At 63.4% G+C, this 23,237-nt stretch carries 19 protein-coding genes; 3 read left to right on the forward strand and 16 right to left on the reverse strand.

Translation table 11 applies throughout. The features are described 5' to 3' along the window. Window positions 1-284 precede the first annotated feature (284 nt). Genes J7392_RS20130 through J7392_RS20140 form a run of 3 tightly spaced genes read left to right on the forward strand, consistent with a single transcriptional unit; the run spans window position 285 to window position 3,960 of the window. Window positions 285-791 carry a 2Fe-2S iron-sulfur cluster-binding protein gene (locus tag J7392_RS20130; protein WP_209219128.1) on the forward strand — a complete coding sequence of 169 codons (507 nt, stop codon included), beginning with the start codon at window positions 285-287 and terminating at the stop codon, window positions 789-791. Next, on the forward strand, window positions 788-1,774 hold the full coding sequence (locus J7392_RS20135; RefSeq protein WP_209219129.1) for a xanthine dehydrogenase family protein subunit M: 987 nt from the start codon (window positions 788-790) through the stop codon (window positions 1,772-1,774). The genes J7392_RS20130 and J7392_RS20135 overlap by 4 nt, the downstream gene beginning before the upstream one ends. Then, window positions 1,771-3,960, forward strand: coding sequence for a xanthine dehydrogenase family protein molybdopterin-binding subunit (locus J7392_RS20140; RefSeq protein WP_209219130.1), 2,190 nt, complete (start codon window positions 1,771-1,773; stop codon window positions 3,958-3,960). The genes J7392_RS20135 and J7392_RS20140 overlap by 4 nt, the downstream gene beginning before the upstream one ends. 55 nt (window positions 3,961-4,015) lie before the next feature. Here J7392_RS20140 and xylB read toward each other — a convergent pair whose 3' ends face one another. The 16 genes from xylB to J7392_RS20220 form a co-directional block, all read right to left on the reverse strand. Next, window positions 4,016-5,461, reverse strand: a complete 1,446-nt coding sequence (gene xylB, locus J7392_RS20145) for a xylulokinase (protein WP_209219131.1) — start codon at window positions 5,459-5,461, stop codon at window positions 4,016-4,018. A 62-nt stretch (window positions 5,462-5,523) separates the two neighbouring features. Further along, window positions 5,524-6,471: an ABC transporter substrate-binding protein gene (locus tag J7392_RS20150; protein WP_209219132.1), complete on the reverse strand. Its 948-nt coding sequence runs from the start codon at window positions 6,469-6,471 to the stop codon at window positions 5,524-5,526. A gap of 33 nt (window positions 6,472-6,504) precedes the next feature. After that, entirely contained in the window at window positions 6,505-7,503 is a 999-nt protein-coding gene (locus J7392_RS20155; RefSeq protein ID WP_067263827.1) for an ABC transporter permease, read from the reverse strand. An 11-nt stretch (window positions 7,504-7,514) separates the two neighbouring features. Further along, window positions 7,515-9,032, reverse strand: a complete 1,518-nt coding sequence (locus J7392_RS20160) for a sugar ABC transporter ATP-binding protein (protein ID WP_209219133.1) — start codon at window positions 9,030-9,032, stop codon at window positions 7,515-7,517. Beyond that, window positions 9,029-10,165: a Gfo/Idh/MocA family oxidoreductase gene (locus J7392_RS20165; RefSeq protein ID WP_209219134.1), complete on the reverse strand. Its 1,137-nt coding sequence runs from the start codon at window positions 10,163-10,165 to the stop codon at window positions 9,029-9,031. The genes J7392_RS20160 and J7392_RS20165 overlap by 4 nt, the downstream gene beginning before the upstream one ends. Next, window positions 10,165-11,220: a sugar phosphate isomerase/epimerase gene (locus J7392_RS20170; protein ID WP_067261237.1), complete on the reverse strand. Its 1,056-nt coding sequence runs from the start codon at window positions 11,218-11,220 to the stop codon at window positions 10,165-10,167. Before J7392_RS20170 ends, J7392_RS20165 begins: the two co-directional genes overlap by 1 nt. Before the next feature lie 22 nt (window positions 11,221-11,242). Beyond that, window positions 11,243-12,538 (reverse strand): xylose isomerase, encoded by a 1,296-nt coding sequence (gene xylA, locus J7392_RS20175; protein WP_209219135.1) that lies wholly within the window; start codon window positions 12,536-12,538, stop codon window positions 11,243-11,245. Further along, the gene (locus J7392_RS20180) at window positions 12,531-13,592 is read right to left on the reverse strand and encodes a LacI family DNA-binding transcriptional regulator (protein WP_209219136.1); all 1,062 of its coding nucleotides are present in this window, start codon (window positions 13,590-13,592) and stop codon (window positions 12,531-12,533) included. Before J7392_RS20180 ends, xylA begins: the two co-directional genes overlap by 8 nt. A 192-nt stretch (window positions 13,593-13,784) precedes the next feature. Further along, a complete protein-coding gene (locus J7392_RS20185) occupies window positions 13,785-14,789 on the reverse strand; it encodes an oligopeptide/dipeptide ABC transporter ATP-binding protein (protein WP_209219137.1) in 1,005 nt (334 codons plus the stop codon). Next, complete coding sequence (locus J7392_RS20190) at window positions 14,786-15,754, reverse strand: oligopeptide/dipeptide ABC transporter ATP-binding protein (protein WP_209219138.1); 969 nt, start codon at window positions 15,752-15,754, stop codon at window positions 14,786-14,788. The genes J7392_RS20185 and J7392_RS20190 overlap by 4 nt, the downstream gene beginning before the upstream one ends. Continuing rightward, window positions 15,754-16,668, reverse strand: coding sequence for an ABC transporter permease subunit (locus tag J7392_RS20195; RefSeq protein ID WP_209219139.1), 915 nt, complete (start codon window positions 16,666-16,668; stop codon window positions 15,754-15,756). Before J7392_RS20195 ends, J7392_RS20190 begins: the two co-directional genes overlap by 1 nt. A gap of 1 nt (window position 16,669) precedes the next feature. Next, window positions 16,670-17,587, reverse strand: a complete 918-nt coding sequence (gene oppB / locus J7392_RS20200; protein ID WP_120352378.1) for an oligopeptide ABC transporter permease OppB — start codon at window positions 17,585-17,587, stop codon at window positions 16,670-16,672. A 96-nt stretch (window positions 17,588-17,683) separates the two neighbouring features. Beyond that, window positions 17,684-19,300, reverse strand: a complete 1,617-nt coding sequence (locus tag J7392_RS20205) for a peptide ABC transporter substrate-binding protein (RefSeq protein WP_209219140.1) — start codon at window positions 19,298-19,300, stop codon at window positions 17,684-17,686. A gap of 193 nt (window positions 19,301-19,493) precedes the next feature. Further along, a complete protein-coding gene (locus J7392_RS20210) occupies window positions 19,494-20,525 on the reverse strand; it encodes a proline racemase family protein (RefSeq protein ID WP_209219141.1) in 1,032 nt (343 codons plus the stop codon). Further along, complete coding sequence (locus J7392_RS20215) at window positions 20,518-22,215, reverse strand: aconitase X (protein WP_209219142.1); 1,698 nt, start codon at window positions 22,213-22,215, stop codon at window positions 20,518-20,520. The genes J7392_RS20210 and J7392_RS20215 overlap by 8 nt, the downstream gene beginning before the upstream one ends. Before the next feature lie 16 nt (window positions 22,216-22,231). Further along, window positions 22,232-23,233, reverse strand: coding sequence for a 4-hydroxyproline epimerase (locus J7392_RS20220; RefSeq protein ID WP_209219143.1), 1,002 nt, complete (start codon window positions 23,231-23,233; stop codon window positions 22,232-22,234). Between the last annotated feature and the right edge of the window lie 4 nt (window positions 23,234-23,237).

Genomic DNA, 23,237 nt, shown 5'->3' on the forward strand with positions numbered 1-23,237 from the left:
CAACGCGGTTCAACTCGCGCTCACTCATCGTCACCCATCCCATGTCCACTAATCCTCGCTACCGTATGCAAGGAGAGTGACACTTCTGCTTTGCCGATGGGTGACATTACTGCTTTGCGGCTACAGTCAAAAGCCTCGTAATCATGGTTATGTTACTGAAGTGCGCCGCCCGAGTTCCACCAGCCACACCCGCTTGCCGCTCATCCGTGCCGCCCTACGTCCTGAGCCAGCCGATAGCCGGAGGGGCCTGCCCCTCCGCCCCCATTTAGCCAAAGGAAATTGCCGTGGAAACGAATCTGACCATCAATGGCACGAAGCAGCGGCTGGATCTCGATCCCCGCACGACGCTGCTGGATGCGCTGCGCCACCATCTTCGACTGACCGGCAGCAAGAAGGGCTGCGATCACGGGCAATGCGGTGCCTGCACGGTCATGGTGAATGGCCGCCGGATCAACGCCTGCCTGACATTGGCCTGTATGCATGACGGTGATGAGGTGACCACCATCGAAGGCATCGGAGCGCCCGGCAACCTCAGCCCGCTGCAAGAAGCCTTTGTCAGCGAAGACGGGTTCCAATGCGGCTATTGCACGCCGGGGCAAATCTGCTCGGCCACCGCGATGCTGGAAGAGATCGCAGAGGGCTGGCCCAGCCATGTGACCGATGACCTGAGCGGCAAGCCTGCGCTGACGACGGAAGAGATCTCGGAACGGATGAGCGGCAACCTCTGCCGGTGTTCGGCCTATCCCAACATCGTCGAGGCGATCCGAAAAGCGGCGGGAGAAAGCGCATGAGACCATTCGACTATACCCGCGCCGAGAATACCGAAGCCGCCGCGCGGCAAGCGGCCAGCGGTGGCACCTTCATCGCCGGGGGCACCAACCTCCTCGATCTGATGAAGCTGGAGGTCATGACCCCCGAGGCGCTGATCGACATCAACCGGCTCGACCTTGGCGAGATCGAAGAGACCCAAGACGGCGGGCTGCGCATCGGGGCCTTGGTGACCAACAGCGATCTGGCCAATGACGCCCGTCTGCGCAAGGGCTGGCCGGTGCTGAGCCGTGCGTTGCTGGCCGGGGCCAGCGGGCAGTTGCGCAACAAGGCGACGACGGGCGGCAATCTGCTGCAACGCACGCGGTGCCTGTATTTTTATGACCGCGCCATGCCCTGCAACAAACGCGCGCCGGGCACGGGCTGTTCGGCGAAGGAGGGGTTCAACCGCATCCTTGCCGTCTTGGGCACCTCGGAGCATTGCATCGCCACCCATCCCAGCGACATGGCCGTGGCCATGCGGGCGCTCGGGGCCGAGGTGGAGACGCTGAAGGAGGATGGTAGCACGCGCCGGCTGACGCTTGATGAGCTTTACCTGCTGCCCGGAGAGCGGCCTGATCAAGAGACCGTTCTTGAGCCGGGCGAATTGATCACCGCCGTGGTGCTGCCCGCGCCTGTGACGGGCAACCAGACCTACCGCAAGGTGCGGGACCGGGCTTCTTATGCCTTTGCCCTCGTCTCGGTTGCCGGGATCGTCGAGATGGCAGACGGGCGGATCACCCGTGCCGATCTGGCCTTTGGCGGGCTGGCGCCGAAACCTTGGCGCAATGCCGAGGTCGAGGACCTGCTGACCGGCAACGCGCCTTCGGAAGACCTTTTCAACAAAGCCGCCGATCTGCTGCTGGCCGAGGCCAAAGGCTATGGCGCGAATGATTTCAAAATTCCCCTCGCCCGCCGCACGCTGGTGTCGGTGCTGAACGAACTTACCGCGGAGGCCCAGCAATGACCGAGCAATTCAAGATGGACGCACCCGCCACCGCCCGCAGGCTGGACGATATGGCGCAGGGGCTTGTCGGCGCGCCGCTGGACCGCCCCGAGGGGCCGCTGAAGGTGAGCGGCACGGCGACCTATGCCAATGAATGGCAGGTCGAGAACATGGTGCATGGCGTCATGGTCCGCGCGCCGGGCAACAGTGGCCGCGTGGCCTTGGCCAACCGCGACGCGGTGGCGCAAATGCCGGGGGTATTGGCCGTGATCCAAGACCCGCGCCTGCTGCGCAATCCGGCCCAAGGCACCGCGAACCAAGCACCCATACAGGGGCCGGAACAGGCTGCCTACCTCGGCCAGTTGATCGCGGTGGTCGTCGCCGAGGAATTCGAGCAGGCCCGCCATGCGGCGCAATCGCTGAAGGTGGCGTTGGAGAATGGCGAGGTCATGCCGGTCGATCCCGCCACCGCGGCGGTCGAGCCGCAGGAGGCGAAGACCTTGGATCAGGGCGATCTGGACGGCGCTATGGCTCAGGCCGCTTTCTCGGTCGATGTGACCTATACCACCCCGTCGCATTCCAGCACCCCAATGGAGCCGCATGCCTCCATCGCCTCATGGGACGGGGAAGACCTGACCCTGCGCGGCAGCTACCAGATGCTGAAATACAACCGCAATGAGCTGTCCGATGCCTTGGGCATCCACCCCGACCGAGTGCGCATCCTGTCGCCCTATGTCGGCGGCGGCTTCGGGTCGAAACTCGGCATCGCGCCCGAGGCCGTCGCGGCGGCGATTGCCGCGAAAGAGGTGGGCCGCCCGGTCTCTGTCGCGCTGCACCGCCAGCAGGTCTATGAGGCGACGATGCGCCGGTCCGAGACCACGCAGCGGGTGCGCCTTGCCGCCGATGCCGAAGGTCGGCTGACTGGGCTGGGCCATGACGCGCGGGTGTCCAACCTGCCCGGAGAGAGCTTTGCCGAGCCTGTTTTGCAGGCGTCGCATTTCCTCTATGCCGGGGCGAACCGCAAGATGTCGATGGATTTGGCGCGGGTGCATCGGCTTTGCGCAGGCTCCGTCCGCGCGCCGGGCGAGGCGGTAGGCGTCACCGTTTTCGAAGGCGCGATGGATGAACTGGCCGACAAGATCGGCATGGACCCTGTCGAGCTTCGCCGCCGCAACATTCCCGAGAAGGACCCCGAAAGCGGCAAGGAGTTCTCATCCCGCCGTTTCCTAGAGGCGCTCGACAGCGGGGCCGAGACATTCGGCTGGGCCGACCGCCCGGGCGTCAAGGAACGGCGCGAGGGGGAATGGCTAATCGGCTATGGCATGGCCTCTGCCGCGCGGGTGAACGTGTTGATGGAGAGCCAAGCCCGCGTGACGCTGATGCCCGATGGCCGCCTGCGGGTCGAAACGGATATGACCGATATCGGCACCGGCACCTATGCGATCTTGGGCCAAATCGCAGGCGATATGATGGGCCTGCCGCGCGATGCGGTCAATGTGGTCTTGGGCGATACCACCCTGCCCCCAGCTTCGGGTTCGGGCGGATCGTGGGGCGCGTCGTCGAGCGGCACCTCGGTCTATCTGGCCTGCGAGGCGATCCGCAAACAGCTTGCCGCGCGGCTGGAGGTGGAGGAAGGTGACCTCACGCTAAAAGACGGCATGGCGACCTTTGAAAACCAGACCCGCAGCCTGAGCGATATCCTGGACGGGGATGAGATTGCCAAAGTGGGTCACGTCCAGCCCGGCGATACTTCTGAGGCAGTGCGGCAGGCCACCTTCGGGGCCTATTTCGCCGAGGTCGCGGTGCATGCCGCCTCGGGCGAGACGCGGGTGCGGCGGATGCACGGCACTTTCGCCGCAGGGCGGATCCTGAATGCCAAGACGGCGCGCTCGCAATGTCTGGGCGGGATGACCTTTGGCATCGGCATCGCGCTGACCGAGGAACTGGCCTTTGACCCGCGCGACGGGCATGTGGCCAACCACAACCTTGCGGAATACCACATTCCGGTGAACGCCGACGTGCCACAGCTGACCGTCGATCTGCTGGAGGAACGTGACGATTGGGCCAACCCGCTGCAGGCGAAAGGGATCGGTGAGTTGGGCATCTGCGGCGCGGCGGCAGCGATCACCAATGCGATCTACAACGCCACCGGCGTCCGGGTGCGCGACTATCCCGCCACCTTGGACAAGGTGATTGCCGGGATGTGATGAGAGGGGGGCGGCCTGATAGCCGCCCCTTTCTTGCCGGTCTTGCGCTTGATGCCTACTGCGCCAGCCGCTGTTCCCAAGCCGCACGGAAGTCGGCATAGCGTTCCGCATAGGCTGAGGTGAGCGCGGGGTTGGGTGCGATGCTTTTGCGTATCTTCGGGGGGCGGATCACCTCGGCCTCCGCCGCCCCGCCACAGCCCAGCATCGCCAGCCGCGCCGCGCCGAGCGCCGCGCCCTGCGCACCGCTTTCTGGCACATCGAGGGTCAGCCCGGTGATGTCGGCGATCATCTGCAACCATGTCTCCGACTGGCTGCCGCCGCCCGCCACGCAGACCCGTTCGGGCAAGGAACCACAGTGGTCGAGGGCGCGACAGCAGTCGGCAAAGGCGAAGCCGACCCCCTCCATCACCGCCTGCACCATATCCGGCAACCCATGCCCGCGGCGCAGCCCGTGGAACGCCCCGGCGGCATCGGGGGCGTTATGCGGCGTCCGCTCGCCCGAGAGGTATGGCAGGAAGGTGATCGCGGAGGGCTGTTGCAGGCCTTGAACCATGCCCGCCAAGGCTGCGGGGCTTTGCCCCGTGATCTGGCCCAGCCATGCCAAAGCGTCGGTGGCCGATAGGATGACCCCCATCTGGTGCCAGGTTTTCGGCACCGCGTGGCAAAAACTATGCACCGCGCTTTCGGTGTTGCTGGCGAAACGGTCGGTCACGGTGAATAGCACGCCAGAGGTGCCGAGCGAGAGAAAGCCCTGCCCCGGCTGCACCAGCCCCAGCCCCACGGCGGTGGCGGCATTGTCCCCCGCGCCGCCCGCGACAGTGACGTTGCCGACACCCCACAGAGCGGCAAGCTCGGCCCGAAGCCCGCCCGCCCGCGCGCTGCCTTCGACCAGTCGCGGCATGTGATCGCGGCTAAGCTCCGTGGCGGCGAGCAGTTCATCCGACCAATCGCGTTTTTCCACGTCGAGCCAGAGCGTCCCCGCCGCGTCGGACATTTCTGAAACATGCTCGCCCGTCAGCCAAAGACCGACATAGTCCTTGGGCAGCAGGACCTTGCGGACCTGCGCGAAAATCTCGGGCTCATGCTTTTGCACCCACCGCAGCTTGGGCGCGGTGAAGCCTGCCATGACGATATTGCCACCCAGCCCCCGAAAATCGGCGCGCTCTTCCAGTTCCGCGCATTCGGCATGGGCGCGGCCATCGTTCCACAGGATCGCCGGGCGCAGGGGCTGGTCATTGGCATCCAGCAGCGTGGCGCCGTGCATCTGGCCCGAGACGGCAATGCCGCGCAGCGCCGCGAATGCATCCGGGGCCGCGGTGCGGACCTCGGCGATGGCGCTTTCGCAGGCGGTGATCCATGAATGGGGGTCTTGCTCGCTCCACATCGGGTGCGGGCGCTGAACCTCCAATGGGGCATGACCCTCGGCCAAGGGCCGTTGGCCTTCGTCGATCAAAAGCGCTTTGACGCCCGAGGTGCCAAGGTCCAACCCGAGATAGGTCATGCGGTACTCGTTACTTCACAAATGAGAGGGAGCCACCGGCAGGCTGCCGGTGGCCTTGGCCATTAGAACGGGCTGTCGGGATAGTAGAAATCCATCGCGTTCTCTTGCGTCACCAGCACCGAGCCGATCACGAAAGTGCCCGAGACCGGCGCGTTGGAGGTGAGGCCCACGGCGGTCAGCTCAATCGCGGTGGCGATCATCGAAGGCGGGTAGGTCACATTGGCCGGGATCATTTCATCGCCATCGGCGGTGCGCTTGATCATCTCTTTCATACCGGCCCCGCCGAGCACGAATTTCACGTCGTCACGCCCCGCCGCTTCGATCGCGGCCAGCACGCCAATCGCCATATCGTCGTCCGAGGCCCAGACCGCGTCGATATTGGGGTATTTCGAGAGGAAATCCTGCATCACGGTAAAGCTGTCGTCGCGGTTCCAGTTGCCATGCTCCATGTCGAGCACATTGATGCCGGAGCCTTCGATCGCCGCGTTGAACCCCTCGACACGCTCGTTGTCGATGGTGGTGGGGATGCCGCGCAGCACGACGATGTCGCCGCCATCGGGCATTTGCTGGGCCATGAACTCACCCGACACCTTGCCAAAGCCGCTGTTGTCGCCCGCAACGTAAAGGTCTTGGATGCCTTCCACGGAAAGGCCACGGTCCACCACGGTAACCCATGCACCGCTGTCGGCCACGGCTTGCACCGGCGGGGTCAGCGGGTCGGATTCAAAGGGCAGCACCACCAGCGCGTCGATGTTGCGCGTGGCGACCATGTCTTCGATGTCGTTCACCTGTTTGCCGGGGTCCGACGCGGTGGCGAGAACGAAGTCGAGATCGGAATAGACCTCTTCCAGACGTTCGACGGTTTCCTTGGCGTGGAAGTTCATGCCCCCCGCCCAGCCGTGGGTCGCCGCCGGGATCGACACGCCGATGACTTTGGTGTCTTGGGCAAAGGCGGCGGTGCCGACAGCCGTGGCCAGCGCGGTGGCAATGAATGTTTTGGTAAATGTCATATTTGCTCCTCCCATGAAGCGTTCAACTACGGCTTAAAGCGCCGTCTTCCTTTCGCGCTGTAGGATCACAGCGAGAATGATGATAATCCCTTGGATCGCGCCGTTGAGATAGGGCGACACGAAATCGGTGAGGTTGAGGATATTGCCGATCAGGCTGAGGATCAGCACGCCGATGACGGTGCCCCAGACCCGACCGAAACCACCCTTGAGCACAGTGCCGCCAATGATCACGGCGGCAATCGCCTCCAACTCCCACAGCACCCCGGTAGAGGCCGAGGCCGAGCCGAGGCGCGGCACATACATGATCGTCGCGATGCCCACCAAGATGCCCAATGCGGCATAGGAGATCAGACGGGTGCGATTGACGTTCACATTAGAATAATGCGCCACATGTTCGTTCGACCCGGTGGCGGCGCAGTGGCGGCCATAGACGCTGCGCGACATGATGATCTCACCAATGATGACCACCAGCGCGAAAACGATGATCGGCCAGCTGATCCCGAGGATGCCGTCGAAATACACGGGCCGGTAAAAGCTGCGCAGACCGAAATCGAGCGACAGGGTGCCGCCATCCGCCAGCCAGGTCACCAGCGAGCGGTAAATGCCCATCGAGCCGAGCGTGACGATGAAGGCCTCAATGCCGAGCGCGGTGATCAAAAAGCCGTTCAACAGCCCCGCCAGCAGCCCCGCGACGATGGCCGTGAACATCCCCAAAAGGATGATCGGCACGCCGACACCGAGGCTCGGTAAAGCGGCGTTCATCACCAAGATCATCAGCCCCGCGATAAAGGCCGCCATCGACCCTACCGACAGGTCGAGCCCGCCCGCGGTGATGACAAAAGTCATGCCCACCGCGATGATCCCGATAAAGGCCGAGCGGGCGAGGACGTTGGTGATATTCGCCGCACTCAGGAAGTTGGAGTTCAGTGCCGTGCCGATCAGCAGCAGAACGATCAGCGCGATGATCGGCCCAAGGACAGACATCGACGGCATCCGGAAGCTTTTGGTTTGAGGGGTGGTTACATCTGTCATCTTCGGTTTCCTTAGGCCGTCATCGGCATTTGTTCGGCGCTCAGCCCCATGGAGAGGCGGACAATCGCGTCTTCCGTGATCTCGCCCGCGTTCAGCGTGCCGCTGACCTTACCCAAACGCATGACCATCACGCGGTCGGCAAGACCGATGAGTTCGGGCATCTCGGAGGTGATCACAATAATGGCGTGGCCCTGATCGGCCAATTTGCGCAGGAAGGCATAGATTTGCTGCTTGGTGCCGATGTCGATGCCGCGGGTGGGTTCATCGACGATCAGGATGCGCGGCTCGGAGAGCATGATCTTGGCCAGCAGCAGTTTCTGCTGGTTGCCGCCCGACATATTGCCGACCCGCACATCACGGCTGCCCGCGCGAATGTCGAATTCGCCAATGGCCTCGGTCAGGGCGGTTTCCTCTGCGTTGCGGTCGATCAGGAAGCCGCCGAATTTATGCAGGTTTTGCAGGGTCAGGTTCTCACGCATGCCGCGTTCCAGCAGCAGACCGCGCAGCTTGCGGTCTTCGGTCAGATAGCACAGCCCGGCCTGTTGCGCGTCGCTTGGCCGCTTGAATTGCACCGGCTCCCCAAAGAGGGTGACACGCTCGGCACTTGCCGGGCGCAGCGCGGCCAGGCCCTCCATCACCTCGGTCCGGCCAGAGCCGATCAGCCCGCCCAGCCCGAGGATCTCCCCCTGTCGCAGCGAAAAGGACACATTGCTGGCAAAACCCGGCACGCTGAGGTTTTCGACTGACAGCACCTCTGGCGCGCCCGGTGCCACGCCGGGCTTGGCCGGATAGAGGTCCGATACATCCCGGCCCACCATGGCGGTGGCCATTTCGTCTTCGGTGATGTCCGCGCTTGGCCCCGATTGCACCACCGCGCCATCGCGCATGATGGTGACATGGTCCGAGATCTCGGCCACTTCGTCCAATTTATGCGAGGTGAACAAGACCGCCGTCCCCGCCGCGCGCAGGACCGCGACCTGTTTGAACAGCACATCGGTCTCGCGTTTGGTCAGCACCGCCGTCGGCTCGTCCATGATCAGCACCCGCGCATCGCGCGACAGGGCCTTAGCGATCTCGACCATTTGTTTGTCGGAATTCGACAGGCGCGAGACCAGCGCATCCGGAGAGACGTTGCAGGCCACCCGATCAAGATAGTCGCGCGTGCGCCGCCGCATCTCGGCCTTGTCGAGCAGCGGCCCGCGTTTCAACTCGCGGCCCAGAAAGATGTTCTGCTCAACGGTAAGCTGTTCGGCCAAGTTGAACTCTTGGTGGATCATCACGATCCCGGCCATCTCGCCCTCGTGCAGACTGTCGAAACGGACCGCCGCACCGTCAAGTTCGACAGCGCCTTTGGAGGGCAGTTGATAGCCCGCCATAATCTTCATCGTCGTCGATTTGCCCGCCCCGTTCTCACCGATCAGCGCATGAACGGTCCCCGGCTCTAGCGCGAGGGTCACGCCGTGCAGCACTTCGATCGAGCCGAAGCTCTTGCTCACGTCGCGCAGGGCAAGAACGGGGGTGGCACTCATAGCTTGGTCCACGCCGCATCATTGGCCGAGGAAGTGACACAAGCATTGATGAAACGCATCCCCGCCATGCCAGCCGTGATGTCCGGCAGCACGCCCATGGCGCTTTCGCGGCTCGCGCCGCCCTGCACCGCGCGGATCGCATCGGCGGCCTCGTTATAGATCGTGGCGAACCCTTCGAGATACCCTTCGGGGTGGCCGCCGGGAATGCGGCTTACCGATTGCGACGCCTCAGACGCCCCTGCCCCATTGCGGGTGATCAGGCGCTTCGGCTCTCTCAAGGGCGTGAACCACAGGTAATTGGGATCCTCTTGCGACCATTCCAAACCGCCCTTGTCGCCATAGATACGCAGCCTCAGCGCGTTCTCATTGCCCGGAGCCACTTGGCTTGACCACAGCATGCCGCGCGCGCCACCGGCGAAGCGCAGCATCATATGGGCGTTGTCATCCAGCTTGCGCCCCGCGCCCCAGCTTTGCAGATCCGCGGCAAGGCTTTCGACCTCTAGACCGCTGACAAAACAGGCGAGGTTATGGGCATGTGTGCCAATATCCCCCACAGAGCCGCCCGCGCCCGAGCGCGCAGGATCGGTGCGCCATTCGGCCTGTTTGACGCCTTCGTTCTCCATCGGCGCGGTCAGCCAGTCCTGCGGGTATTCCGCCTGCACGATGCGGATCTCGCCCAGATCGCCTGCCGCCACCATGGCCCGCGCTTGGCGGATCATCGGATAGCCGGTGTAATTATGGGTGAGGATGAAAAGCGCCTCGGCCTCCGCGACGCTGGCCGCCAACGCCTCCGCATCCTCCAGCGTGGAGGTCAGGGGCTTGTCGCAGATCACATGGATGCCCTTGGCCAGAAAGGCCTTTGCCGCAGCGGCATGAACGTGGTTGGGCGTGACAATCGAGACCGCCTCGATCCCGTCCTCGCGGGCGGCTTCGGCCTCGGCCATCTCTTCGAAACTGCCGTAGGAGCGCGGGATGCCCAAAGCCTCCGCACTGGCGGCGGATTTCTCGGGGGTCGAAGACAGCGCGCCTGCCACCAGATCAAACCGGTCGTCGATGCGCGAGGCGATGCGGTGCACCCCGCCAATAAAGGCGTCATTGCCGCCGCCCACCATGCCAAGTCGAATACGTGCCATCAGTCGATCCCCAGCATTTTGCGGTTTGCCGCCTCATCGGTGCCGCCATCGGCGAAATCGTCAAAGGCTTTGTCGGTCACGCGAATGATGTGATCTGAGACGAATTGCGCCCCCTCGCGCGCGCCGTCTTCGGGGTGTTTGAGGCAGCATTCCCATTCCACCACGGCCCAGCCATCGAAATCATTCGCCGCCATTTTGGAAAAGACAGCGCCGAAATCAACCTGCCCGTCGCCGAGCGACCGGAACCGCCCGGCGCGGTCCGTCCAGCTTTGATAGCCCGAATAGACCCCCTGACGGCCCGTCGGATTGAACTCCGCATCCTTGACGTGGAACATCTTGATCCGGTCTTTGTAGATGTCGATGTTATCGATGTAATCAAGACATTGCAGGACGTAGTGGCTGGGGTCATAGAGCATGTTAGCGCGCGCGTGATTGCCCGTACGCTCTAGAAACATCTCATAGGTGATGCCGTCATGCAGGTCTTCGCCGGGGTGGATCTCATAGCAGACATCGACACCGCAATCCTCGGCGTGGTTCAAGATCGGCAGCCAACGCGCGGCGAGTTCGTCAAAGGCCGTCTCGATCAGCCCCGCCGGGCGCTGCGGCCAAGGGTAGACATAGGGCCAAGCCAAAGCGCCCGAGAAGGTCGCATGCGCCCCGATCCCCATGTTCTTGGACGCCGAAAGCGCGAGTTTCACCTGCTCGACCGCCCATTCCTGCCGCGCCTTGGGATTGCCGCGCACTTCTTCGACGGCGAAGCCGTCAAAGGCCGTGTCATAGGCCGGATGCACGGCGACCAATTGGCCCTGAAGGTGGGTCGAAAGCTCGGTCACCTCCACGCCGTTTTCGACCGCCTTGCCCTTGAACTCGTCGCAGTAATCCTTGCTCGACGCGGCCTTGGCCAAGTCGATCAGCCGCGCGTCCCAACTGGGCACTTGCACGCCTTTGTAGCCACAATCGGCGGCCCATTTGGTGATGCTGTCCCAAGAGTTGAAGGGCGCCTCATCGCCCGCGAATTGCGCCAGAAACAGCGCCGGTCCCTTGATCGTCTTCATAATGTTCCTCCCTTTCCCCGGCTCAAACGAACCGGTTCACGATGTTCTCCAGAATTTCCTGCCGGCCCGAGCGGGGCTGCGGATTGATGCCGTCTTGGACGACCTGCGCGGCGATCGAGGCCAGATCCCCCTCCAGCATCGCCTTGGCCTTGGGCGTCTCCCACCCCCCGTAGCGCTCGGCGCGCATGGCCTCAATCGTGCCATCCTCCAGCATGGCTGCGGCGGCTTTGAAGCCCCGCGCGCAGACATCCATCGCGCCCGCGTGGGCCGCGACCAGATCGATGGGGTCAAGCGATTGCCGCCGCAGCTTGGCGTCGAAATTGGTGCCGCCGGTGGTGAAACCACCCGCCTTCAGCACCTCGTAATAGGCCAGCGCCACTTCGGGCACGTTGTTGGGGAATTGATCCGTGTCCCAGCCCGATTGATAGTCGTTGCGGTTCATGTCGATCGAGCCGAAAATCCCCAAGGACGCGGCCAGCGCCAGCTCATGTTCGAACGAATGGCCTGCAAGGATCGCATGGCCCTGTTCGATGTTCATCTGAACTTCGTTCTCCAGCCCAAACTCCTTGAGGAAACCATAGACCGTGGCGACATCGAAATCATACTGATGTTTGGTCGGCTCCTGCGGCTTGGGCTCCACCAGAATGGCGCCTTTGAAGCCGATCTTGTGTTTGTACTCTACCGCCATCTGCAAGAAGCGCCCGGCCTGCTGGCGTTCGCGTTTCAGGTCGGTGTTGAGCAGCGTCTCATAGCCCTCGCGCCCGCCCCAGAGGACGTAGTTCTGACCGCCCAGCTTATGGGTCGCGTCCATGCAGGCTTTGACCGTGGCGGCGGACCAAGCGAAAATCTCAGGGTCGGGGTTGGTGGCCGCGCCCGACATAAAGCGCCGGTGGCCAAAGAGGTTCGCCGTGCCCCAAAGCAGCTTGGTTTTGGAGGCTTCCATCTTGATGCCGAGATAATCAATGATCTCTTCGAAATTGCGCAGGCTTTCGGCGAATGTATCCCCCTCGGGGCGGATGTCGGCATCGTGCCAGCAGAAGAAGGGCGCGTTCAGCAGATCGAACATCTCGAAGGCCACATCGGCCTTGAGCTTTGCCAGATCCATCGTGTCACCGAACCACGGGCGATCAAACGTCTGCCCGCCAAAGGGATCGCCGCCCGGCCATGCGAAGGAATGCCAATAGGCTACGGCGAAACGCAGGTGATCCTCCATCCGTTTGCCCATGACGATCTCGTCAGGGTTGTAGTGGCGAAAGGCCAGATCGGCCCCCTCGGGATCATAGGTGAGGGGCTTTATATCTTTAAAGAAATCAGTCATCTATCTTGGCCTTCATCTTATCGGTCAATGTGTCGGCGGGCAGATTGTCCCGCACGTAAATCGTCGGCACGAGGTCCGGCATCGGCGGCAATTCCTTTTGGTCGATCAGCGCGCGCAACACGGTGAAGGCGCGGTTGATCTCGACATCCGGGCGCTGGTCAATCACCAGATCGATATGTCGATCAAGCAGCGCCTGACGCGAATGCGCGACCAGTTCATGCACCACGCAGAAGGGCCGCTCTCCCTGCCCCTCTTGCAGGGCGGCGATCAACCCGCTGTTGCCCGCGCCCACGTTGTAAAGTGCTGTCAGCTCCGTCTGGCCGAGCGCCTGACGCGTCTGCGCGTTCAGCACCTGCGCGTCGTCCTTCGTCATGATCGGATCCAGCAACTCAACCTGCGGGAAATCGGCCTGCAACACTTCGCGAAAGCCGGTCAGACGCTCTGCGTGGTCGCGCGCGTCAAGCGAGCCTGCGAAGGTCTGCACCCGTCCGCCCTGCCCGCCATGGGCAAGCCCCACCATGCGGCCCGCGGTGCGCCCGGCGGCGATGTTGTCGATCCCAATATAGGCGGCGCGGGCGGTCTGCGGCAGGTCGGAGACGAGGCCCACCACGGCCACCCCCTTGTCCCGCAGGGCGGCCAAAGGTGCCTCAAGCGCCGCGCTTTGCAAACCGACGATGGCGACACCGTCGAAATCCCGTTTCAGCAGGTCCGAAATGCTGTCTTGCAACCCTTCGACGGCGAAGGCCGCGACCTCGATCACCTCGGCGGTGACGCGTTCGGTGGCCTGATGGGCAGCGGTATGGTCGATGTGTTGACGGATGCGGTTGAAAAAGGCGTTGGAGCCGCGGGGGATCAGGAAAGCGAGCCGGTAGACCCGCCCGCGTGACAGGTTCGCCGCCGCGACGTTGCGCACATAGCCAAGCGCCGCGACCGCTTCGCGCACCTTGGCGATGGACTTTTCCGCCACGTTGCCGCGGTTGTTGATCACCCGGTCCGCGGTGGCATAGCTCACCCCGGCAGCGCGTGCGACATCGCTTAACGTCGGACTTGTCATGGCCCCTCCCCCGCGCGCTGGCCCTCCCAGCCTGCGCATCTCGGGGCCTATCTAGGGGATATTTTGATATACGTCAATCATTTTTGATAGACGTATATCATTTTTCGCGGATAGGGCGGGGCGGTGGCGAACGCAAACCGCCCCTAAGAGGTTAAATATTATAGAATTCTCGTATCGAAACCGCCCACAGACTTACTGCGCCGCGGTCTCGCTGGCTTGCAGCGGGCCGGGGTGAATACAAGCGACCTGATGCAGCGACTCGCCCGGTTGCGGCACCACCTGCGCGCAATCGCCCTGCGCCCGCGGGCAGCGGCCACGGAAGACACAGCCCGAGGGCGGGTTCATCGGCGAGGGCATGTCGCCGCTCATCGGCACGATCTGCTTGGCGCGCTCGGCGATCGGATCGGGGATCGGCACCGCCGAGAGCAGCGCCTGCGTGTAGGGATGCTGCGGGTCGTCGTAGAGCTGCGCCTTCGGCGCCTTCTCCATCACGCGGCCAAGGTAGAGCACCATGACCTCGTCCGAGATGTTCTTCACCACGCTGAGGTCATGGGCGATGAAGATCATCGCCAGCCCCAGATCGCGCTGCAACTCTTTCAGAAGTTCAATCACCTGCGCCTGGATCGAGACGTCGAGCGCCGAAACCGGCTCGTCGCAAATCAGGAGCTTCGGCTCCACGATCAGCGCGCGGGCGATGCCGATGCGCTGGCACTGGCCGCCGGAGAACTCATGCGGGTAGCGGTTGATCATCTGCGGCAGCAGGCCCACGCGCTCCATCATCTGCGCCACCCGGGTGCGACGCTCGCGGGCGGGCACGTCGGGACGGTGGGTCTTCAGCGGCTCGGCGATGATCTGGCCCAGCGTCATACGCGGGTTGAGCGAGGCGAGCGGGTCCTGAAACACCATCTGGATTTCGGACCGGTAGGGCTTCATCCGACGCGGGGAGAGCGACAGAAGATCGGTCTCGCCCTGCCACATGACCTGACCCTCGGCGGGCACCATCTGGATCAGCCCGCGCGCGAGGGTGGATTTGCCGCAGCCGGATTCACCCACGACGCCAAGGGTCTTGCCGGGCTCCAGATCAAAGCTGACGCCGTTGACCGCATGCAGGATGCGCGGCTTGGTCCAAGGCATGTCGCCGGCGCGGGTGATCGGAAATTTGACGTGCAGGTCGCGGACGGAAAGCAGCGGGCTCATGAGGTGACCTCCGCGATGGGACGGTGGCAGGCGCGGGCGCGGGCGCCGTCGAAGGGGGCCAAGGGCGGCATCGCGCGGCAATCGTCGCCGGCGTAATCGCAGCGCGGGCGGAAGGGACAGCCCGCGGGCGGGGCGGCCATGTTGGGCGGGTTTCCGGGGATTGCCTTCATGGTGGCGTCCTCGTCATCGACGCGCGGCACGGCGGCCAGAAGGCCGCGGGTGTAGGGATGCGTGGGCTCGGCGAAGAGCGGCTCGGTCGGGCCCTGCTCCATCACCCGGCCGCCGTACATGACCAGCACCCGCTCACAGAAGCCCGCCACGACGCCGAGGTCATGGGTGATGAGGATCGTGGCCATGCCGAAATCCTTCTGCAGATCGCCCAAGAGGTCCATGATCTGCGCTTGCACGGTGACGTCGAGCGCGGTGGTCGGCTCGTCCGCAATCAAGAGGTCCGGTTTGCACAGCAGCGACATGGCGATCATCACCCGCTGGCGCATCCCGCCGGAGAATTCATGCGGGAAGAGGCGGATACGCTCCTTGGCCGCCGGGATTTTCACTGCGTCCAGCATCCGCACCGATTCCGCCAGCGCGTCGCGCTTCGACAGGCCTTGGTGCAGCGTCAGCACCTCGGCCATCTGCTCGGAAATCCGCATGTAGGGATTGAGCGAGGTCATCGGGTCTTGGAAGATCATCGCGATGCGCTCGGCCCGGATCTTGTTCAGAACTTTCGGCTTGGCGCCGAGGATCTCCTGCCCGTCGAAGCGGATCGACCCGCCGGTGCGCCCGTTCGGCGCCAGAAGGCCCATGATCGAAAAGGCGGTCTGCGACTTGCCCGAGCCGCTTTCGCCAACGATGCCGAGGGTCTCGCCCCGGTCGATGGCGAGCGACAGGTCGTTGACCGCGTGAACGGGGCCGTCGTCGCCCTCGAAGGTGACGTCGAGCTTGTCGATTTCCAGCAGAGACATCAGCGATCCTTGGGGTCGAGGGCGTCACGCAATCCGTCGCCGATAAAGAACAGGCCAAAGAGCGTGAGACAGAAAAACAGCAGCGGGAACCCCAACTGCCAAGTGGTGCCATAGGCGATGGTCCCCGCCCCTTCGGAGATCAGCGCCCCGAGGGAGGTGAGCGGCTCTTGAATGCCAAGGCCAAGGAACGAAATGAAGCTTTCCGTCAGGATCATCAGCGGGACCAGCAGCGTGGCGTAAACCGCGATCACGCCCAGCAGATTGGGCACAATATGGCGCAGGATGATGACCGGGGCCGAGACGCCGGTGGCGCGGGCAGCCTCGACAAACTCGCGGCCCTTGATGGTCAGCGTCTGGCCCCGCACGATGCGGGCCATCTCCATCCATGAAATCAGCCCGACGCCCGCAAAAAGAATGGTGATCGAACGGCCATACATCACCAAGAGCAGGATCAGCACGAACATGTAAGGCACGGCCATGAAGATATCGACGAGCCGCATCATGATGCTGTCGGTGCGCCCGCCGAAGTAGCCCGCGACCGCGCCGTAAAGCGTGCCGACCACACAGGCGATCAACGCGCCGACAAGGCCCACCGCGAGGCTGATCTGCGTGCCTTGCACGGTGCGGGCGAACAGATCGCGCCCCAGATCGTCGGTGCCGAAGTAGTGGCCGCTCTCAATCGACGGTCCGCCTAGCTCAACAATCTGGCCCATGACGTTGTAGTCGAGTTCTTCGTTCGACCATTGCGCAAGGCTGTTGCCGAAAAGCGCAAAGACCACGACGAAGCCGAGGATCACCAGACCCATCAGCGCCGCCTTGTTGCGAAAGAACCGCCGCCGCGCATCGGCCCAAGGCGAGCGGCCCTTGCCTGCGATCTCACTGGCCTCGACCCGTTGTTCGGATGTCATCACCATGTCAGTACCGGATCTTGGGGTCGATCCACCCGTAGAGGATATCGACCACGAGGTTAAAGAAGATGGTCAGCGCGCCCACGAGGATCGTCACCCCCATCATCACCGCGTAATCGCGGTTGAGCGCTGAATCGACGAAAGCCTTGCCGATGCCGCCGGTGGAGAAATAGATATCCACCACCACAGAGCCGGTGATCATCGCCACGAAAGCGGGGCCCAGATAGGAAATCACCGGCAACATCGCGGGTTTCAGCGCATGGCGCAGGATCACCCGGCGTTCGGGCAGCCCCTTGGCACGGGCGGTGCGGATGTGGTTTGAGGTCAGCACCTCAAGCATCGACGAGCGGGTGATCCGCGCGATGGAGGCCATGAAGGACGTCGACAGGGCAATCACCGGCATGATCCAATATTCCGGCCCCTGCCAGCCACCACCGGGCAACCAGCCGAGCCAGAGCGTGAATACCAGCACCAAGATCGGCGCCATGACGAAATTCGGCAGCACCTGCGCCCCGATGGAAACCCCAACCGCGACATAATCGAGCAGCGAGTTGTGCCGCACCGCTGCGGCCACGCCAAGGCCAACGCCGACGATCACCGCCACGGCAAAGGACAACAGCCCATAGGTCAGCGTAATCGGGAAACCTTGGGCGATGATCTCATTCACCGAACGGTCTTTGTAAACAAAGCTCGGCCCGAAATCGAACTCGGTCACGATGCCCCAAACATAGCTGCCGATCTGCTTCCACAGCGGATCATCCAGCCCGTATTTCGCATTGAGGTTCGCCAGCACCTGCGGCGGCAATTCACGCTCTGATGTGAAGGGCCCGCCGGGGGCGGAATGCATCAGCAGAAAGGAGATGACGATCAGCACAAGCAGCGTCGGAACAGCGATGGCAAGGCGCTTGAGGATGTAACTGAGCAAGAGGCGCGCGCTCCGGATACGGGGGGGGTGAGGGGGGAGCAAAATGGAATCGGGCAGCCCGTGCCTTAACCGCCGGGCTGCCCGAATGTCGAGAGGTTACTCCGCGGTACGATAGAGGTCTTTGCCGTACCACGTGTTGTTGACGTTATTCTCGGGCAGACCTTCGATGTCTTCCGCGATCATGTCGACGTTGGCGTAGTGGTAGATCGGGATAATCGGCATTTCCTCGGCCAAGATACGCTCCGCATCTTTGTAAAGCGGCTGCGGGTCTTCGGCGGTTTTGCTGTCTTTCATGAGCTTGTCATAAGCGTCATTGTAGAACTCGCCGTTGTTGTGGCCCGAATATGAGGTCAGCAGATCGAGGTAGGTCGAGGCCTCGTTGTAGTCGCCGCACCATGCATAGCGCGCCATGTCGTAGTCTTGGCGCTGCATGCGGTCGGTGTGCACCTTCCACTCGTAGTTATCCAACGTCAGGTTCACGCCGATCTGCTTGAGCATCTGCGAGGCCGCGATGGCGATCTTTTTGTGATCTTCCGATGTGTTGTACTGCAGCGTCAGGTCGAGCGGGTTGTCGGGGCCATATCCCGCCTCGGCCAACAGTTCTTTGGCTTTTTCCACGCGCTGCGCCTGATCCATATTGTCGGCCCAATCAAGCTCGGGACGCTCGAAATCGGCAATCGCCCAGTGGGTCCAGTTGTAGGACGGCTTTTGGCCGCCTTGCAGGATACGCTCGACAATGATGTCGCGGTCGATGGCATAGGCCAAGGCTTTGCGTACATTGACGTTTTTTAGCGCCTCGGGGCCCTTTTCGCCTACGTTCAGCATGTAGATATAGGAGCAGTTATAGGGGGTTGAGACCGCCTGTTCGGGGTATTCTTTCTTCAGTCGCGGGTATTGACCGGCGGGGATATCCACGCGGTCCAACTCACCAGCCAGATAGCGGGTCAGCGCTTGGTTCACGTCATTGATCGTCAGCGCGGTGATCTTCTCCATCACCACGTTGTCGGCGTCCCAATAGGTGTCGTTCTTCTCCATCACGACACGTTCGCCCAACTGATGCTCGACCAGTTTATAAGCGCCGTTGCCGATGAGCGTGCCCGCATCGGTCCAATCGTCGCCATGCTCTTCCACCACGCTTTGCAGCACGGGGAAGGTCGACCCATGCACCAGCATCTGCGGGAAATAGGGCAGCGGCGTGGTAATCTTGACCTCAAGCGTGTGGTCGTCGACGGCTTGGATGCCCAATTCCTCGGGCGACTTGTCCCCGGCGATGATCTCAGGCGCGTTTTCGACCTGCATCAACTCCATGTACCATGCGTATTCCGACGCGGTCGCCGGGTCCGCCAAACGGCGCCAAGAATAGACGAAATCATTGGCCGTGACCGGATCGCCATTGGACCACTTGGCGTCTTTGCGCAGGTTGAACGTGTAGGTCTTGCCGTCTTCGGAGACCTCATGATCCAGCGCCACACCGGGGACCAGTTCGCCATTGCCGTCTTCGTTATAAAGCCCTTCGAAGAGGTTGCGCAGCACGTCCGAACCTTCGACATCGGTGTTGATCTGCGGGTCCATCGACTTGATCGCGTCGAGCAGCCAGAAGGTATAGCTTTGATCTTCGGCAAGGTTCACACCCTCGGGGACATCGGCGGCTTGGGCCTGAAACGCAAGGCTGAGCGCCAATGCGGAGGATGCAAGTGTGGTGCGTAGCTTCATGGTGACTCTCCGTTGTTTGAAAGTTCGTGTTCTGATTGAAAAGCAATCAATCGAAAACGGAGAGCACATGCAAGACGTTGCCTCGCGTCAGCCAAACACGGCGGCTTCGCGCCGAGGCGGCGCGAGGTTGTAAAGATTGGCCCCGCCTCCGGTCTGCCCGAGGGTCGGGGGTTCAACGTGACAAAACGCGCGCCTAGCCGCGCGCGCCCCATGTGTCGGACAAACGGTAGCCGCCCGGCCAAGGGTCATCGGGGTCGAGCATATGTTGATGGATGCCCGTGACCCAGCCCCGGCCCGACAGTTCTGGCTGGATGGCCGTATGTTCGCCCACCCGCGTCTCGCCCAAGATGCGCCCCGTAAAGGTCGACCCGATCAGCGACACGGTGGTCAGACTGTCCTCCAGCCCCATTTCCCCCCGCGCGTGCAGCAGGGCCATCCGCGCGCAAAGGGCGGTGCCAGTGGGCGAACGGTCCACTTTGCCGGGCTGGATCGCGACCGCCGCCCCGGCGCGCAGGCCGGTCTGATCGCGGGTCACCGGACCGGCGAACAGGCAGAAAGAGAAATGCTGCCAATCAGGGTTCTCAGGGTGGTCGAACCGCATCGCCGCATTGGCCGCATTGGTGATCCGCACGCCGAGCCGCGCGATGTCATGGGCCTCATGCGCCTCTAGCGAAAACCCCATGGCGGCGGCATCGACGACCACGAAACTGTCGCCGCCATAGGCGGTATCGACAGTGAGCGTGCCCAGACCTTCGACCTCAAGCGGCACATCCAGACGCGCCGCGAAACTCGGCAGGTTCTGTACGAAAATACGCTCCGCCTTGCCATTGCGACATTCGGCGCGGACCTTCACCAGCCCGCCCGGCGCTTCGAGGGTTAGCTCCGTCACAGGCTCCGTCATCGGCAGGATGCCCCCGTCGAGCAGCACGGTCGAGACGCAGATCGAATTGGAACCGGACATCGGCGGCGTGTCCTCCGGCTCCATGATGATGAAGGCCGCATCGGCGCGGGGGTCTTTCGGCGGGACCAGAAGGTTCACATGGCGAAACACCCCGCCGCGCGGCTCGTTCAACACGAAGTTGCGCAGGGTCTCATCCCGCGCGATCCAGCGGCTCTGCTCCCACAGCGTCTCCCCCGGCGGCGGGGCGATACCGCCCACGATCACATCGCCCACCTCACCCTCGGCATGGGCCGAGATCACATGCACCGTCTTGCTGCTACGCATCCTTCGTCTCCTCCTCGGTCAGCCATCTCGGCAGTGCCTCTCCCGCCTGCCCCGTCACGGCGGCCTCCACACAATCGGCGATACTGCCAAAGCGCACGGCCCGGCCCGACAGACCGGGGGCGTAATGGGCGTATTTGCCCGAGTTGGTCATCAGCACCTTGGCCGAGGGCGGGAAGACCGGCTCGGAAATCGAGCACCAGCAGATGTCGGGCACCACCTGCACGCCCGCGGCCTCAAGTCGCGCCACGGTGCCGTCATCGCGCGCCGCTTGCAGCGTGTCTTGTCCGAGCGTCACGATGACAGCCGTGTCGGCATGGCGCTTGCGCCCGGCGAGGGCGGTGTCGAGCGCGCGGCATTCGGCGTGCGAGAAATGCGGGCTGCCAAAAGCCACGAGGTCAACCGTCGCGGCCCCGGCGTTGAACTGCCGCCAAACGCGGCGCAGGTCATCGGATGTGAGACGAACCGTATCGGCCTCCGCGACAGGGGGCAGATCGGCCTCGGGTGTGATCCCGGCCACATGCAGCATCGGGGCTGCGGAAGTAGTGCCAAAGGCCGCGCAGAGCGCTTTGAGGTCATCCTCATTCGGGGCGGCCCCCTCCAACCCGCGCAGGACCGGGATCCGGTCCGGGGCGGCCTGCCCCGCGAGCCAGCCCAGCATCGGCCAGATCGCCTCGTCATACTGCGCGGGCAGGGCCACTTCGATCACCCGGCGCGGGGCGCGGTGTTCCCCCAGGTAGACCCCTGAGAGCGGCGCGCGCGCCGTGAGCGCGATGCACAGGTCGAGAAAATCGGGATGTTTCACCGTCCGCGCGCCAAGCACGCTATTGGCATAGATCACCGCGTTGGATTCTGACCACGCGATGAACTCGCCGCGTTCGGGCGGGGCAGGCAATTGGTAGGGCGCACAGGTGAAACTGGGCCGCGCGCCCATGGTGACATAGGCGTCGGCCAAACGGCTGGCGGGCAGGCCGAAGTCCGGCGGCACGCCTTGATCGCGCCAATTGCCGTGATCGACCGAGATCGCATTCATCGTCGTCGGCACGCGCACCTGTGATCCCATATCGGCCATGGTCTGGGCAAAGAGCAGGTTGGCGGGGCTGGCGTAGATGCAGCCGTCGATATGCACGCGCGTCACGTCGACCAGCCGCTCGGCCCCCTGCCCCCGCGCCATGGTGCAGGTGATCTCCATCGCCAGTTGCACGGCCTTGCCTTCGGCCCCGTCCAGCATCGCTTGATCCTCGGCAGTGAGATGCAGGGCGCGGGCGGGCCTGTCCGACAGGGGCAGATCCCAGTCATCGGTGCTGAGCATCTCAGGCGTGATCCGCGCGCTGCGGGATTTGGCGAGCAGGTCGTAATCCTCGGCCCCGAGGCGCAGCACCGCGAGCGGCTTGTCGAACATCTTGCCCGCGATCAACGCGCCCAGGGTCAGGATGTCTTCGGCCTCGCGAAACACGAGGGCAGCAGGGGCATGACCGTTCAACGCCAGTTCCAGCAGCACGCCACTGCCGGTGCAGGAGCCGCGGCTGGTGGGCATGAGCAGGATCTTCCCCGCCAGCGACTGACCGCAAAGCGGGTGATGCGCGTCGATGACCTTGCCCGTGGCCGGATCGACGCCGCCCCAGAAACTCAGCCCCTCAGAGGAAGCCAGCACCGCGCCTTGGGCTGCGGCGGGAACGATGATATGCGCCATGGGGAGCCCCTCCAATTCAGGTGACGACAAAGCCGTGCGCGAAGGGGTCACGCTCGTCGATGAAAATGGTGTTAAAGCCCGTCACCCGCGCCCAACCTGCGATGGAGGGGATGATCGCAGGCTTGCCCGCCACCTCCGCCGCTGCTTCGACGCGGCCTTTGAACATGGAACCGATGATGGATTCATGCACGAAATCATCGCCGACATTCAGCTTGCCCTTGGCCGCCAGCTGCGCCATCCGCGCCGAAGTGCCGGTGCCGCAGGGCGAGCGGTCGATCGCCTTGTCACCGTAGAAAACCGCGTTGCGGGCGTGCGCCTCTCCCGCGCGGGGGGCGCCGGTCCAGAGGATATGGCTCAGCCCGTTGATCGCGGGATGTTCGGGGTGGGTGAACTCATATTTCGCATTGAGCGCGGCACGGAGTTTCGGGCTAAGGCCGACCAGTTCGGAGACCGAGAAATCCGCCATATCGCGGAAGTTCTTCTGCGGCTCGACGATGGCATAGAAGTTCCCGCCATAGGCCACATCGACCACCACTTCGCCCAAACCCTCGACCTCTGCCGTCAGCCCTTCGGCGTGGAGGAAGGCGGGCACGTTGGTCAGGCGCACCTCTTCGACGAAACGCCCCTCTTGCCGGTAGGTCACATCGACCCGTCCGGCAGGGGTTTCAAGGCGCAATTGGCCGGGGGTGGCGGGGGTAACGAGCCCGTTCTCAAGCGCGATGGTGACGGTGCCGATGGTGCCATGGCCGCACATCGGCAGGCAGCCCGAGGTCTCGATGAACAGCACCGCGATGTCACAATCATCGCGCGTCGGCGGGTAAAGGATCGCGCCTGACATCTGGTCGTGTCCACGCGGCTCGAACATCAGACCGGTGCGGATCCAGTCGTATTCCGCCAGAAAATGCGCGCGCTTTTCCAGCATGTTCGCGCCCTTCAACAGCGGCGCGCCGCCGGTGACGAGCCGTACCGGATTGCCGCAGGTATGGCCGTCGATACAGGGAAATGTGTGTTGCGTCATGTCA

The organism is Sulfitobacter sp. R18_1, assembly GCF_017743915.1.
In the GTDB taxonomy this organism is placed as follows: Bacteria; Pseudomonadota; Alphaproteobacteria; order Rhodobacterales; family Rhodobacteraceae; genus Sulfitobacter; species Sulfitobacter faviae.